General features: G+C 70.0%; 11 protein-coding genes and 2 pseudogenes. 7 read left to right on the forward strand and 6 right to left on the reverse strand.

Going from position 1 to position 13,303, the window contains the following annotated elements:
- Positions 1–38 precede the first annotated feature (38 nt).
- Positions 39–1,865 (forward strand): FtsX-like permease family protein, encoded by a 1,827-nt coding sequence (locus BU52_RS28965; RefSeq protein WP_051858684.1) that lies wholly within the window; start codon positions 39–41, stop codon positions 1,863–1,865.
- 293 nt (positions 1,866–2,158) lie between these two features.
- On the opposite strand, the gene BU52_RS28970 is transcribed toward BU52_RS28965, so the two are convergent.
- From BU52_RS28970 to cseB, 4 genes are all read right to left on the reverse strand, one after another.
- A complete protein-coding gene (locus tag BU52_RS28970) occupies positions 2,159–3,115 on the reverse strand; it encodes an endonuclease/exonuclease/phosphatase family protein (protein WP_407702067.1) in 957 nt (318 codons plus the stop codon).
- Positions 3,116–3,265: 150 nt separating this feature from the next.
- Positions 3,266–4,111, reverse strand: a complete 846-nt coding sequence (locus BU52_RS28975; protein ID WP_235216450.1) for a D-alanyl-D-alanine carboxypeptidase family protein — start codon at positions 4,109–4,111, stop codon at positions 3,266–3,268.
- 324 nt (positions 4,112–4,435) lie between these two features.
- Positions 4,436–5,680: a sensor histidine kinase gene (locus BU52_RS28980; protein WP_037940012.1), complete on the reverse strand. Its 1,245-nt coding sequence runs from the start codon at positions 5,678–5,680 to the stop codon at positions 4,436–4,438.
- Positions 5,681–5,695: 15 nt separating this feature from the next.
- Positions 5,696–6,385 carry a two-component system response regulator CseB gene (gene cseB, locus BU52_RS28985; RefSeq protein WP_078903502.1) on the reverse strand — a complete coding sequence of 230 codons (690 nt, stop codon included), beginning with the start codon at positions 6,383–6,385 and terminating at the stop codon, positions 5,696–5,698.
- 440 nt (positions 6,386–6,825) lie between these two features.
- On the opposite strand from cseB, the gene BU52_RS28990 reads away from it, so the two are divergent.
- Together BU52_RS28990 and BU52_RS28995 are read left to right on the forward strand one after the other, a co-directional pair.
- Entirely contained in the window at positions 6,826–7,572 is a 747-nt protein-coding gene (locus BU52_RS28990; RefSeq protein ID WP_037940016.1) for a molybdopterin-dependent oxidoreductase, read from the forward strand.
- A complete protein-coding gene (locus tag BU52_RS28995) occupies positions 7,556–8,269 on the forward strand; it encodes a cytochrome b/b6 domain-containing protein (RefSeq protein ID WP_051858687.1) in 714 nt (237 codons plus the stop codon). Before BU52_RS28990 ends, BU52_RS28995 begins: the two co-directional genes overlap by 17 nt.
- On the opposite strand, the gene BU52_RS29000 is transcribed toward BU52_RS28995, so the two are convergent.
- The gene (locus tag BU52_RS29000) at positions 8,215–8,895 is read right to left on the reverse strand and encodes a TetR/AcrR family transcriptional regulator (RefSeq protein ID WP_051858688.1); all 681 of its coding nucleotides are present in this window, start codon (positions 8,893–8,895) and stop codon (positions 8,215–8,217) included. The two genes, BU52_RS28995 and BU52_RS29000, sit on opposite strands and share 55 nt — an antisense overlap.
- Before the next feature lie 140 nt (positions 8,896–9,035).
- Here BU52_RS29000 and BU52_RS29005 point away from each other — a divergent pair, with 140 nt between their 5' ends.
- The 3 genes and pseudogenes from BU52_RS29005 to BU52_RS29015 all read left to right on the forward strand — a co-directional run bounded on the left by BU52_RS29005 (position 9,036) and on the right by BU52_RS29015 (position 10,942).
- Positions 9,036–9,806, forward strand: coding sequence for a siderophore-interacting protein (locus BU52_RS29005; RefSeq protein WP_200881328.1), 771 nt, complete (start codon positions 9,036–9,038; stop codon positions 9,804–9,806).
- A gap of 62 nt (positions 9,807–9,868) precedes the next feature.
- Positions 9,869–10,249, forward strand: a pseudogene (locus BU52_RS37295) (hypothetical protein); the annotation flags it as partial.
- A 24-nt stretch (positions 10,250–10,273) separates the two neighbouring features.
- Positions 10,274–10,942: pseudogene (locus tag BU52_RS29015) on the forward strand (nucleotidyl transferase AbiEii/AbiGii toxin family protein).
- 207 nt (positions 10,943–11,149) lie between these two features.
- On the opposite strand, the gene BU52_RS29020 reads toward BU52_RS29015, so the two are convergent.
- Positions 11,150–12,349 (reverse strand): serine hydrolase domain-containing protein, encoded by a 1,200-nt coding sequence (locus BU52_RS29020; RefSeq protein WP_051858695.1) that lies wholly within the window; start codon positions 12,347–12,349, stop codon positions 11,150–11,152.
- Between the two features lie 215 nt (positions 12,350–12,564).
- Here BU52_RS29020 and BU52_RS29025 point away from each other — a divergent pair, with 215 nt between their 5' ends.
- On the forward strand, positions 12,565–13,299 hold the full coding sequence (locus tag BU52_RS29025) for a DJ-1/PfpI family protein (RefSeq protein WP_051858689.1): 735 nt from the start codon (positions 12,565–12,567) through the stop codon (positions 13,297–13,299).
- Positions 13,300–13,303 lie beyond the last annotated feature (4 nt).

The following is a 13,303-nucleotide window of genomic DNA, read 5'->3' on the forward strand; positions in this document are numbered from 1 at the left end:
GACGATCGCGGTCTGGCTGATGGCGTTCTCACTGCAGGGTGCGTGACCAGGAGGCCCGTGAGGCGGTGGCGGAAGCCCGTGATCTGCTGGACCTGGTCTCGGTCTTCCTCCCCGTCGCCATCGGCGCGGCCGTTCTCGTCGCCACCTCCACCTTCCGCATCGTCTTCGCACGACGTGTACGCCAGCTGGCGCTGCTGCGCGCCATCGGGGCGACCTCGCGACGGCTGGCCGCCGCGCTCGTCGCCGAGGGAGCGGCGGTCGGGCTGCTCGCCGGCACGGCCGGGGTGCTGACGGCCTGGGGCTGCGGTCGGCTCGTTCCCGCGGTGGCCGAATGGTTCGGGCACCATCTGTCCGCCTCCGCCTCCTTCCCCTGGCAACCAGCCGCCCTGACCGTTGTCGGCACCGGTCTGCTGGCGGTACTGGCCGTGCTGGCCCCGTCCCTGACCGCCTCGCGGGTCTCTCCCCTGCACGCCCTGCGGATCGCCTCGTCCGGTGACGACCGGCCGGCCGTCAGGACCGGGCGGTTCCTGACGGGGCTGCTGTGCGCCGCCGGGGCCGTGGCCCTGGCCCGGCGCCAGTACACCGGTCTGCCGGAGCCGGGGGACAGCGACTACGACCGGTTCGCCGCCTTGACCGTGGTGGCGCTCTCGGGCGGGCTGGCCTTTCTGGCCCTGATCGCCCTCGGTCCGTACCTGGTCCGTCCCGTTCTGTCGGCGGTGGCCTTGCCGTTACGCCGTCTCGGCGCGGTCGGCCGTCTCGCGGTCGCGGGAGTCGGGGGCGCGCCGGCCAGAGCGGCCGCTGTCTCGGTCGTCGTGGCCCTGGGCGTCTGTCTGATCGGCACCACCTTGACCTGCCTCGCCTCGTTGGACGCCTACGACCGCTACCAGCGGGCGGTCTCGGCGGCGGCGGACTTCTCGCTGACCGACAGAGAAGGCGAATCGCTGTCCCCGACGCTGGTCACCGCGCTCAAGTCGCGCCCCGAGCTGACCGGTGTGACCGCCTTCCGGACGGCGGAGTCCTCCGAGGGCCGTTCCACCGTCTCGGTCGCCGACCTCGCCCCCGACGCCGTACGCTCCGGTGGAGCACTGACCGCCCGTACGGGATCCCTCGACCGGCTGGGGCCTTCCCGGATCGTCGTCGACGCCGGCTACGCCCACGATCTCGGTGTGCGGGCGGGCGACCGGGTGACCCTCACGATCGAGGGACACGCGGTCGACTTCACCGTCGCGGCGACGCTGCCGGGAGCCGGGCCCTACGGCGCGCAGGTTCTCATGACCGCCGGGGACCTCACCCGTATGGGAGTGGATGCTGCCCCGACCGATGTCATCGCCAACGCCGCGGAGGGCGGCGCCCAGGGGCGGGCGCGCGCGGAGCGGGCCCTCACCGAGGTGGTGGACAGCCCCGAGGGCGGCGGCCGGATCATCGCCGAGGGGCTGGGCGGGCCGGAGGACGGGGCGGAGGACCTGCGGACGGTGGCCACGACAGTGATCATGCTGCTGGGGCTAACCGTCGTCGTCGCGGTCGTCGGTGTCGCGACGACGGCGAGCCTCACCGTCGTCGAACGCAAGCGTGAGTTCGGCCTGTTGCGGGCCCTCGGACTCGGCGCGGCAGCTGTGCACCGCACGGTCACCCTGGAGTGCGCGCTCCACGGAGTGCTGGGTGGAATCCTCGGTCTGACCCTCGGACTGCCGTACGCCTGGCTGGTGGTGCGTGTCGCCGAGGTGAGCGCCCCGTTCAGTGTGCCCGTCGGGCAGCTCGCGGCGGTCCTCGCCGGCCTCGTCGTGCTGACCGCCGGAGCGGGGATGCTGCCGGCACGCCGGGCATCGCGCACCTCCCCGGTCACAGCCGTCGCCCACGCCGAATAGGCGCTGTCCGGGCGATCATGGGACGGCCCGGGCCCGCGTCCTGCCACTGGACGGTGACCTGGCCGAAGCGCGGCGCCGCCGAGCTGAAGAAGCTCCGCCATCGGCTGCCGAACGCCGTCACCCGCCTCATCCGAGTCGGCGCCGCCACCTGCGCGTGCATATGTCCAAGCCCTGACCGCCACGACCCGCTTGCAAGCGTTGCCCGGTGTCTTCCGTGCCACAACGGGATCGGCTCGTTCACGGGTCCGGTCAGCGCGCCGGCCGGCGGTGGAACCGAGCAGCCTCCCGTGTGCTCACGGGTGGCGACTGCCCAAGGGCGTCCGCGGCAGGAGATCGAGGCGGGCCGCCACGGGGAGATGGTCGCTCGCCGTCGCGGGCAGGGTCCATGCCGAGGTGGCCTTCGCACCCTTCACAAAGATCTGGTCGATGCGCACCACCGGAAATCGCGACGGCCAGGTAAAACCGAATCCGTCACCGGCCGTCGTCTGGACCGAGGCGAAGTGCCGGGTGAGCGGGCGCATCGCGCGATCGTCGGCCGACCCGTTGAAATCACCCAGTACGACCACGTTCTGGGCGCTTTCGCGGTGAAGCTCGGCCGTCAGCCGACCGAGTGCCTCGTTACGGGCGCGCGTGGTGAACCCGGCGGAGTTGACGCGAACTGACGGGAGGTGCACGACGTAGGCAGCCAGAGAGCCCTCAGGGGTTTCCACTGTGGCGCGCATCGCGCGTGTCCACGGCACGATGGGCAGGGCCTGCACGTCGCTCAGCGGGTAGATACTCCAGAGGCCCACCGTCTCCTTGAAATAGTGGTACGGGTAGGCGGACGCCAGCGCGCGCTCGTAGGCGGACGCCGTGCGAGGAGTCAGTTCCTCCAGTGCCAGAACGTCTGCCTTCGAGGCGAGCAACTGCCCTACCGTGCCCTCCGGGTCGGGATTCTCCTGGTTGACGTTGTGACTCGCTATGGTGAGGTCTCCCCCGGGCGAGGACTTGTCGGCGAGCGTGCTGCCGAAGAGGGTGCCCCACACGGTGACCGGCAGTACCAGTGACAGTGCTGCCAGCGGAGATCTGCGGACCAGTGCCGGGACGATCAGTGCCGGGATCGCGAGGACCGTCCAGGGCAACACGGTCTCGACCAGGCTGCCCAGATGTCCCGGGCTGTTGGGGATCCGGCCGGGGACCGAAACGACCAGCGCGAGAAGGACGGCGAGGCAGGCCGTCAGTGTTCCCTTGCGCGCCGACCGGAGCGACAGGCGCAGCCTGAGTGGCCGGGACGGGGGCTGTGACGGCGCCCGGGCGGCTCGCGCCGTGCGCGTCGCCGATGCCGTGCGGTTCGTCTGTTCCCGTCCCCGGACCTCGCGGGCGTCCACGCTGTTGCCTGTGGAGGGCGTCGTCATCGTCGCTCAGCCCTCCGACCGCGAGGAGCCCAGTCGGCCGCGCAGTGCGTCGATCAGTGCCCGGCTGTTGTCGAGAGCGGTCCGCAGGCCCTCTCCGGCGGTGGTGTTCGCCCCCTGGTGCAGCACGGCTCCCAGCATGAGACGGTCCTTGTCGCCGATGCGCACCTCCGAGGCCCACAGGAGGTTGCCGCCCGCCGGGGTGCTGGAGCCGGTTTTGAGGCCGATGATCCCCGACGTGCCCAGCAGGGAGTTGGTGTTCTGCACGGGGCCCACGCCGGGGACGGTGACATTCCTGCTTGCCGCGATGTGACGGAAGACAGGGTTCTTCATCACCTGTTGTGCCAGGTTCAGTTGGTCGGCCGCCGTGCTCCGTGTCGTCTCCTCGATTCCGCTGGCCCCGGTATACGTCGAGTGGTCCATGCCCAGTTTCCGGGCGGCACTCTGCATCTTCTTGACGAAGGCTTCCTGTGTGCCGGAGTCCCAGCGGGCCAGCAGGCGGGCGATGTTGTTGCCGGAGGGAATCAACAGCAACTCCAGCATGCGCCGCTGGGAGAACGCGTCGCCGGGCCGGACCGGAACCGTCGACTCACCGCCAACGCCCACCTCGTGCGCGGCCTGTTGATCCACCTCGATGAGCGGGCCCTGCTCATTCGGACGGAGCGGGTGTTCGGTGAGGATGACGTACGCGGTCATCACTTTGGCCAGACTCGCGATCGGAACCGGTTGCTGTTCGCCTCGCACACCCAGCGAGCCCTCTCCCTCGATCCTGACAGCGGTCTGGCCGTCCTGCGGCCACGGGACCGCGGCCTCCTCGACAACTTCCGCCAGGCTGCCGTCCCCGTGGATGTCCACGGCACCCTGACGGTCGTGATGGGGGGGGCGGACCCGGAGTCGCCGGACGTCAGAACGACAGTGGTGCCCAGTGTCACCGCGGAGAAGAGCGCGAGCACGCCGGTCGTCGTGCGACAACGGTAGACGAGGCACGGGAACATCGAGAACAACCTCCGTAGTCGCACGCATGACCGGTACGACAGCAAGGCTGCTCGGGCGGTTCGTCGGGACGACGGACGCGGGAGCGCCGTGAGGTCGCAGGAACGCATCGGTCGTGCATCACAGCGCGGGCGGGCCACTCCACGGCGGCTCCGGCCGTGCGCGCGGGGGGAACCGTGTGTCCGGTCACGCGCCTGACAGGCTGTCGCCGGGCAGGCGCACGACGGCCACCGCTCCCCCGTCCTCGGGGTGGTTGGTGAAGTCCAGGGCCGCTTTGATCACCTTGGCCTGGCCCAGGGCGATCGTCAGGCCCAGCCCGTGTCCGCGGCCCCGCTCCGCCGCGCCGGTGCGGAATCGCTCCGGGCCGCGCGCGAGCAGATCGGGAGGGAAGCCGGCCCCGTGATCACGCACCCTGATCGTCCGGCCGGTGACGGTGATCTCCACGGGTGCGGCGCCATGACGGTGCGCGTTGACGACGAGATTGGCGACGATGCGGTCCAAACGGCGCGGGTCCGTTTCCGCCACGACGTCGTCAACCACCGTCATGTCCACCGTCAGGCCGGTCCTCGCCACCGATTCCTCGACCAGCTCGGCCAGGACGACTTCCCTCGGCTGGAACTGCTCGGCGCCCGCATCGAGACGGGAGATCTCCATGAGGTCCTCGACCAGGTCCCGCAGCACGCGGACCCGGTCCCGTACCATTTCCGTGGCCTCCCCCTCGGGAAGCAGGCCGGCCGAGGTGACCAGCCCCATCAGCGGAGTGCGCAGTTCGTGCGCGACGTCAGCGGTGAAGCGCTGCTCTGCTGTGATCCTCTCCTGCAGGCTGTCGGCCATGGAATCGACCGTGGCCGAGATGTCAGTGATCTCGTCACCACCGCGGCGTCCCATTCCGGTCCGCGCGTTCACATCGCCTTCGGTGATGCGGCGTGCCGTACGGGCCACCCGGCGCAGTCGCCTGACAGACACTTCCGTCGCCAGAGCCGTCAGCGGGACCACGACGGCCAGGGTGGCCAGGGAGGACTTCCACAGGTGCCGGTCGAGGGCACGCCTGGTGAGCAGGTCCGCTGTCATGTCGACGCGGGTCGCGTACAGCTGCCCGCCTTCCTTCCGCGCCGCCCAGAACACGGGTGCGGGCGGATCGTTCTCGTAAAGGGTTCCCTGGCCGTGACGCTCGACCTGCTGCCTCAGGGCTGCCGGGAGTTCACCGGGCGTGGCGAGCGGCGCAGCCTGACCCGAGTCCCGAGCCTCCTCCAGCTCCCGGTCCAGCGCCACGACGGCCTTGCCCGCGCCCTCGTGCATCGATCTTCTCAAGGTTGAGGCGTGCACCAGCACGCCGACGGTGAGCGCCATCGCGGTGCAGGCCATGGTCACCAAGATGGTGATCTTCCAGTGCAGGGAGCGCAGGTTCAGCAGGGCACGCACGCTCGACATCGCGGGTTCTCCGGCTCAGCGCCGCAGTTTGTAGCCGAAGCCGCGGACGGTCTCGATGCGGTCGGCTCCGATCTTCTTGCGCAGTCGCTGCACGCACAGGTCGACAACCCGCGAGTCCCCGTCCCAGCCGTAATCCCACACGTCGCGCAGCAGGGTCTGGCGGCTGAGCACGATGCCGGGGTGCGCCGCGAACTCCAGCAGCAGACGCAGCTCGGTCGGGGCGAGCGCGAGTCTCTCGTCGTCCCGGTAGACCTCCAGCGCGGCCGGATCGATGGTCAGGTCGCCGAAGACCAGCTTGCCGGCCTGTTCGCTCTGCTCCGTCGGTACGAGCATGGACCGGCGCAGCAGCGAACGGATGCGGGCCACCAGGACAGCGGTGTCCACGGGCTTGACGACGTAGTCGTCGGCGCCGGCTTCCAGTCCGGACACAACGTCGAGTGAGTCGCCGCGCGCGGACATCATCAGGATGGGAGCCGTGCTGCTCTCCCTGATGCGGCGGCACAGACCGATGCCGTCCAGCCCGGGCAGCATCACGTCGAGCAACAGCAGGTCGCACGGACCTTCCCGGAAGAGTTCCAGTCCCGTCAGCCCGTCGGCGGCCACGGTCACGTGATACCCGTACCGCTCCAGGGCCATTGCCACGGACTTCCGGATCACCTCGTCGTCCTCGACGAGAAGGATCTTGGCAGGAGCAGAATCAGACATGGGCATCCATCGCAGGCATTACCGGTCGGGCCTTCATCATGCCCCTGCCTACCGTCGCACCGTGCACCGGACCATGCCAGGCCCGGTCATGACGGTGCGATGAGCAGGACCGATACGCCGCTGACACGCAGCCGAGCGGCTTCGGACACATGGTGGGGCGCATTCGGCCGCACGACCCCGCCTGCCATGGCGTCTGCTGTTCTCCAAGAGCGCCCGGTGCTCCTCGCACCGTTCGGTGGTGCCGGTCCTTGACGGCAGGCTGGTCACTGCCGCGGCAGGCACGCACGTGCGGCGGAAGGTGCCGCGGCACGGGAAGGTCCACCGAACGGGCAACGGCAGCAGGGGCACACCGAGCGTGCCGTCTGGCCCTTGCCCACGGCTCGGTACCACCGGACGCGGCGGGCTTTCAACACAGCCCGGTGGTGGCGCGTAGTCAGGGTATGAGCACCTCTCACTCCGCGGCGCCGCCCCCGGACCCCGGCGGCCGCCGTGGCACCCCGGTGGGGCGGCGTGTACTGCTGGGCATGGTCGGGCTCGGCGCCGTGGGCGTCGTCGCCGGCGGCCCGCTGCAGCGTCTGGTCTCCGACAGCATCGACACCGTTGCCGAGAAGGACCCGACCGGCCTGTCAAACCTGCTGCCGGGCAACCGTTTCCGCTACTACTCCGTCACCAGCTCCGTACCCGAACGCGACGAGACGAACTACCGCCTCACCGTCGACGGGCTCGTGGACAAGCCGATGACGTACAAGCTGTCCGACCTCGCGGGTCTTCCGCAGCACAGGATCGTCAAGGACGTTCAGTGCGTGACCGGCTGGCGGGTCCCGCAGACGCCCTTCGCGGGTGTGCGCCTGTCCACCCTCCTCGACGCGGCGGGCGTGGCACCCGAGGGCAAGGCCATCCGGTTCACCTGCTTCGACGGGGTGTACACCGAGAGCCTGACGATGGAGCAGGCGCGCCGCTCGGACGTGATGGTCGCCACCAGCATGGAGGACAAACCGATCACCCACGCGCACGGCGGCCCCGTGCGGCTCTACGTGGCGCCGATGTACTTCTACAAGTCCGCGAAGTGGCTGTCGGGCATCACCGTCACCGAGGACGTGAAGCCCGGCTACTGGGAAGAGCTCGGCTACGACGTGGACGCGTGGGTGGGCCGCTCGAACGGACGCAGCGATGCCCCCACGGTCTGACCGCGCGGCAGCCCGCGAGAACCCTTCCGGTACCGGCCACCGGCTTCTCAGGTTCACGGCCGCGGTGCGCTGGGTCCATCACGCCACCGCGGCGCTGGCCGGGGTGTGCGTCATCACCGCCGCATGCCTGTACGTGGGTCCCCTGGCCGAACTCGTCGGCCGCCGCAGGCTGGTGACCATCGTGCACGAATGGTCCGGTGTCGCGATGTTCCTGCCCGTGCTGCTGGGGCTGGCGTCCCGGGCGCTGCGCTCGGACCTCACCCGGCTCAACCGGTTCGAGGACCACGACCGCCGCTGGCTGTGGGCCGCCGTGCGGCGGCGCCGCACCTCGGACATACCCTCGGGCAAGTTCAACGGCGGCCAGAAGGCCTACGCGGCGTGGACGGCGGGCGCCGGCCTCGTGATGCTGGGGACCGGGCTCATGCTCTGGTTCCCGCAGCTTTTCGCCCTGAGCCTGCGGACGGGGGCGACGTTCGTCCACGACTGGCTCGCCCTGGCGGTCGCCGTGGTCGTGGCCGCCCACATCGGGAAGGCGGTCGGTGACCCGGAGGCCCGCAGGGGCATGTGGGGCGGCACCGTGTCACGGGCGTGGGCGGACCGGGAACACCGCCTGTGGCGAGCGGAGTTGGAGGATCACTCCGCTCACTCCGGCTCCGACCGGTCGTCCGGGGTCCCGGAGGACTCCGTACGCCCGTAGGGCAGGTCACCGGCAAGGTAGCGGACCAGCATGCCGACGAGTGCACGTTCGAAGCGTTCGATGTCGACGCGTGCGGGTGCCGCCATCAGCTTGTGGGTGACGAGTTCCACGGTGGACGCGAGCAGTACGGCGGCCGTGTCGATGTCGTCGACGCGCACCTCGGGGTGCCGTGCGAGCAGCTCGCCGAACTGTGCGATCCGGCTCTCCTCGTGCCTGCTCACCTTCTCGACGAGGTCCGAAGAGCGTGGCGCCTCCTCGATCATGATGCGCAGCAGCTGGGGGTCGGCCCTGTGTGTCTCGATGGCCTCCCGCACGACCAGCCGCACGGCGGCTTCGAGGCTCCCGGCGGCCAGTGCCCGCTCGCTCTGCTCCGCGCTCGCCCTGGCTCCGTCGTCGATGTGCCGGACCAGCAACTCGGCGAGGATCGCATCCTTGTTCGGAAAGTACTGGTACAGCGAGCCGATGGAGATGCGGGCGGCTTCGGCGATCCGGTTGGTGGTGCCGGCCGCATAACCGTGCTCGGCGAAAACGTGAGCAGCGGCGTCGAGGATGCGGCCCCGGGTGAGCTCTGCCCGGGCCTGCCGAGGCCTTCGACGTGGTTCGAGACGGCGGTTTCCCGATGCCAACGCGGTGCTCCCCGGATGCTCGAAAAGCGAGTGGCCAAAAAGTGAGCCCTGACTCACAATAATGCCATGAGCTGGGCAAACAGCAATACAGTCAGGGACGTACGATGATTCCCCGGGTCCGTCGTCCATCGTCCCGCACGATGATCACACTCGAGGTGCGTGGCAGCACCTTGCTCACACCGAACTTCGCACGGGTGACGCTGGGCGGTCCGGCCCTGAAGGACCTCGTCCTCGTCGGCCACGACCAGTCGGTCCGGCTGTTCTTCCCCCGTAAGGGGCAGAACGCCCTGCGCATGCCGACCCTCTCCAGCGAGGCGTGGATGGCCCAGATGATGATGACGCCCAAGTCCGCCAGGCCCTGGGTCCGCAATCTCACGATCCGCCGCTCCCGCCCCGCCGACGACGAGCTCGACATCGAGTTCGCCCTGCACGACGACTCCCCCATGTCCACCTGGGCGCGCGGAGTGCGGCCCGGGGATCCGGCCGGCGTCTTCGACATGGGGTACGCCTACCTCCCGCCGGCCGAGACCGACTGGCAACTCCTGGTCGCGGACGAGAGCGCGGTGCCGGCCGTACTGGCGATCCTCGACCACGCGCCGTCCACCCTGACCGCGGAGGTCTTCCTGGAGGTTCCCACCGCCGCGGACATCCGGTCGTCGGAGATCACCGCTCGGGAGGGGGTCAGGGTCCACTGGATCAGCCGCGACGACCCGGAGGTCCGGCCCGGCGCCCTGGCTCTGGACGCGGTGCGCAGGGCGGAGCTGCCCCCGGGCCGCTTCTACACCTGGGCGGCAGGCGAGCAGCGGCTGCCCACGACACTGCGCCGTCACCTTGCCGCCGAACTCAATGCGGATAAAGCGGACATTGGATTCGCGGGCTACTGGCGCCAGGGCTGGTCCAGCCCCGGCTGATCGTCCGCGGGGCACACGCGGTCCGCCCCGCTCGCCCTTCTGGCCGCCGCCCTAATGGGGCCATGGTCTCCAGCCGGCAGCACCCCCCAACCGCACCGCCCGCACCGGCGCATCTGTCGGTCGCGGAGGCGGAAGACCTCGCGCTGTACCGGGAGAAATTCCGGCGCCGTCTGCCGGAGTCGCTGGACCAGTTGCGCGGCCCCGTCCACGGTGTTGTCGAGCTGCCCCTCCACATCGCCTGGTCCGGGCTGGGCTCCTACGATCTGGAGAAGTCCCGACAGCGCATGGGCCTGTACCGAACCGTGCTGCACGAGGGCCTGCGTGAGGATCTGTCGCGCTTCCTCAACCAGGCGTTTCTCCTGGAGATGTGGCCGGTGCTGCGCACTCTCGTAGGGCGCACCGTGCGCGGGGTATGGGAGGACGCCTTTCCCCCGCTCTCCTCCCGCGTCCGTCAGCCGCGTGAGGACATGCCGGAGCTGCACAGGCGGCTCCTGGCGGACGTGATCGCGATCGGCGCTCCCTATCCCCTGGTCCTCACGGGCGGGTACGCCGTCCGGGCACACCGTCTGGCGAACCGTCTCAGCCAGGACCTCGATGTCGCCACGGAGAACCAGGCTCCGACGGCCGACATCGCGGACGCACTCCGTGGTGGTCTGAAGGCACGGGGCCGGCAGGTTCAGGCGCTGGAGACCGCTCCGCTGTCCGCCCGGTTCACCGTGTCCGGTCCGGCCACCGGGCAGACGTGCGAGGTCGACGTCCTCAAGGAGGTCTTCTGGGGTCCGGTCGTGGAGACCCTGACGGTCCCGTCCGTGCGGAGGAGGACGTGGTGGGGACAAAGGTCCGCGCCCTCGCGGACCGCGGCGCTCCCCGCGACCTGATCGGTGTGTTCACGGCCTTCCGCCGCTGGACCGACGCCGAACTCGAGGAGTTCGGCCGTCGCCACGCCCGGGGCCGCTTCGAACGCGAGGACCTTCGGTCCAACCTCGTGGGCGCCGAGGGGACCGATGCGACGAGGCCTTCGCCGTCTACGGCCTCGACGATGCCGGTATCACCGCCCTGCGTGCCTGGGCCGTGGCGTGGGCCGACGCCTCGCGACCCGTCTCCACGAAGAGTCCGTTGATCCCGATGCCGACTGATCGCCTCACGGTGAGAACTCGCTGACGACGGCTGATCCCGGTCACCGACGGCGACGCGGGCGAGGTCCTCGGGGCCGCCGCGCCGCTCGTCGACGACCGGACACGTGCACCGTTCACTGCGTCCTGTAGCCGCAGAAGTGCGACGGCCTTCTCCGCGCCGCCGCGCGCGGAACATCCGGGGCCCCGTCATCCGGACGGGACGTCGCGTCACCGCTCGCGGTCGGCGGCGCACAGCTGTTCGTCGATCAGGGTGTTGGTGACGTGCATGGTGTCGAGGTCGGGAGCGGAGCCGTCGCCCGTGGCTTCCACGACCACCACGTGACGGCCGTCCCCGCTGACGCCGGTGCGGGTCATGTAGCCGGCGATGTCCCCGGCATGGCTGTAGTAGCTCCCGCCGCAGCTGAGCGGCACCTGCATCAGTCCCAGGCCGTAGCGGACGCCTGGCCAGACGGCGTCCAGCTGGGCGGCACGTACGGTTGTCCTCATCTCCGCCATCTGGGCGGGCTTCAGCAGCCGGCCCTTCATGAGTGCCGAGTAGAAGCGGGTCAGATCGGCCGAGGTGCTGATCATGCCGCCGGCCGCGCCGGCCGCGCTCGGGTTGAACTCCGTGACATCGATCGCCGGCTTGCCGTCGTCGAAGGCCGAGTAGCCTTTCAGGTGGTTGCCCGGGATGTCGGGGCGGGTGGCGGGAGCGGACGTGTGGCGCAGGTGCAGCGGCCGGACGATGCGGCGCGTCACCTCACGCTCCCAGGTGTTGCCGGTGGCCTTCTCGATGATCATGCCGGCGACGATGTAGTTCGTGTTCGAGTAGGCCCACCCCGTCCCGGGCGCGAAGTCGGGTGCGTGACGCATCGCCATGCCGACGAGCTGCGAGTCCGTCCAGGTCGTGTACCGCTGGGCCAGATAACCGGCCCTGGTGTTGAGAACGGGGATGTCGCGGGTGTAGCTGTACAGACCGCTGGTGTGATTCAGCAGGTGCCGGACGGTGATCCGTCCGCCGTCGTTGCCGTTGCCGGAGATCACTCCCGGCAGCCAGTCCTCGACCGTGTCGTCCAGCGAGAGCCGCCCTTCACCCGCCAGTTGCAGCACCACCGTGGACACGAACGTCTTGGTGACACTGGCGATCCGGAACCTGTCGCCGGGCCGTACAGGACGCTTCGTGGCGGTGTCCGCTACTCCGACGGTGGCGTACCGGGAGCTCTGAGGGCCGGACGACTGGGCAAGCACCCCCACGGTGCCCGTCGCCTGGATCGCGACCGCCCGTTGCCGCAGTGAGTCCACGTCCGGCTTCGGAGCGCCGACCGCCGGAACGACCAGGCCGAGACTCGCGAAAGCGGTGACCAAGGTGGTGGTCGCCGTGCGGTAGTTGACCGGGCTTCGGGTTCGGGACGCGCTCGGATGCGCCATGGTCATCTGGTTCCCTGTCGTCGGGGTGCACCGGCCGATCCGGTGCGTCCACCACCGTAGGAACAGGCGCGGGACCGCACGATGGGGCAGGCACGACGGTTCGGAGTACAGCCTGTGCCACCTCACCGATGTCACAGGAGCGGAACCAGCCACCCTCACGGCACGACTACCTGGACGCCCGGCACACGAAGCCACCAACGGAAAGAGTCATCGGCATGCCCGAAGTGAACCGCAGGAACGCCCTGTTGTCCGGCGCGGCCCTGGCCGCCACCGGTGCCACTACCGCACCCGCGGCTGCCACGGCGCCCGCCACTTCGCCGCAGGAACAGAAGCATCACCCCCTACGTGTCCACGTCGTCGTCTTCGACGGGGTGGAGGAACTGGATGTGTTCGGGCCGCTCCAGGTTCTCGGTGCTACGGCCGCGATGGGCTTCCCGGTCGCGTACCGGCTCGTCACGGGCGGCCGTCCCGGAACGGTCTCCGCCCGCTTCGGCACACGGATCGACGTGCCGGACGCCTTCGATCCCGCGGAGGCGGATGTTCTCGTCGTGCCCGGCGGCGGCTTCCGCCTCCGCAACGGTCCCGGCATCTGGGCGGAACTCAAGGACGGGCACCTGCCCCGCCTGCTGCGTGAGGCGGCGGCGGACGAGCGGCTGACCCTGTACGGACTGTGCACCGGAGTGGTCCTGCTCCACGAGGCAGGCGTCATCAGGAACCGGCCGTGCACCACACACACCGGCGCCAAGCAGTACCTGAGGGACCAGGGAGCCGACGTGCGCGACGCACGTGTCCTCGACGACGGCAACCTGGTCTGCGCGGGCGGTGTCAGCGCGGGCATCGACGGGGCCCTGCACCTGATGGAGCGGGAGTTCGGCTCCGAGGCGGCGGCGAGGATCGAACGCTACCTGGAGTTCGAGCGCAGGGGCACCGTCCTGGTCACCTCCGGGTAGACCG

The sequence above is a fragment of the Streptomyces toyocaensis genome (assembly GCF_000725125.1).
Lineage (GTDB): Bacteria > Actinomycetota > Actinomycetes > Streptomycetales > Streptomycetaceae > Streptomyces > Streptomyces toyocaensis.

What these genes read in the sequence shown, in the direction of transcription:
- BU52_RS29005 (WP_200881328.1), top strand. Translation starts at nt 9,036, where the DNA reads ATGATCACACTCGAGGTGCGTGGCAGCACCTTGCTCACACCGAACTTC.
- BU52_RS28990 (WP_037940016.1), top strand. Translation starts at nt 6,826, where the DNA reads ATGAGCACCTCTCACTCCGCGGCGCCGCCCCCGGACCCCGGCGGCCGC.
- BU52_RS28995 (WP_051858687.1), top strand. Translation starts at nt 7,556, where the DNA reads ATGCCCCCACGGTCTGACCGCGCGGCAGCCCGCGAGAACCCTTCCGGT.
- BU52_RS29020 (WP_051858695.1), bottom strand. Translation starts at nt 12,349, where the DNA reads ATGGCGCATCCGAGCGCGTCCCGAACCCGAAGCCCGGTCAACTACCGC.
- cseB (WP_078903502.1), bottom strand. Translation starts at nt 6,385, where the DNA reads ATGTCTGATTCTGCTCCTGCCAAGATCCTTCTCGTCGAGGACGACGAG.
- BU52_RS28980 (WP_037940012.1), bottom strand. Translation starts at nt 5,680, where the DNA reads ATGTCGAGCGTGCGTGCCCTGCTGAACCTGCGCTCCCTGCACTGGAAG.
- BU52_RS29025 (WP_051858689.1), top strand. Translation starts at nt 12,565, where the DNA reads ATGCCCGAAGTGAACCGCAGGAACGCCCTGTTGTCCGGCGCGGCCCTG.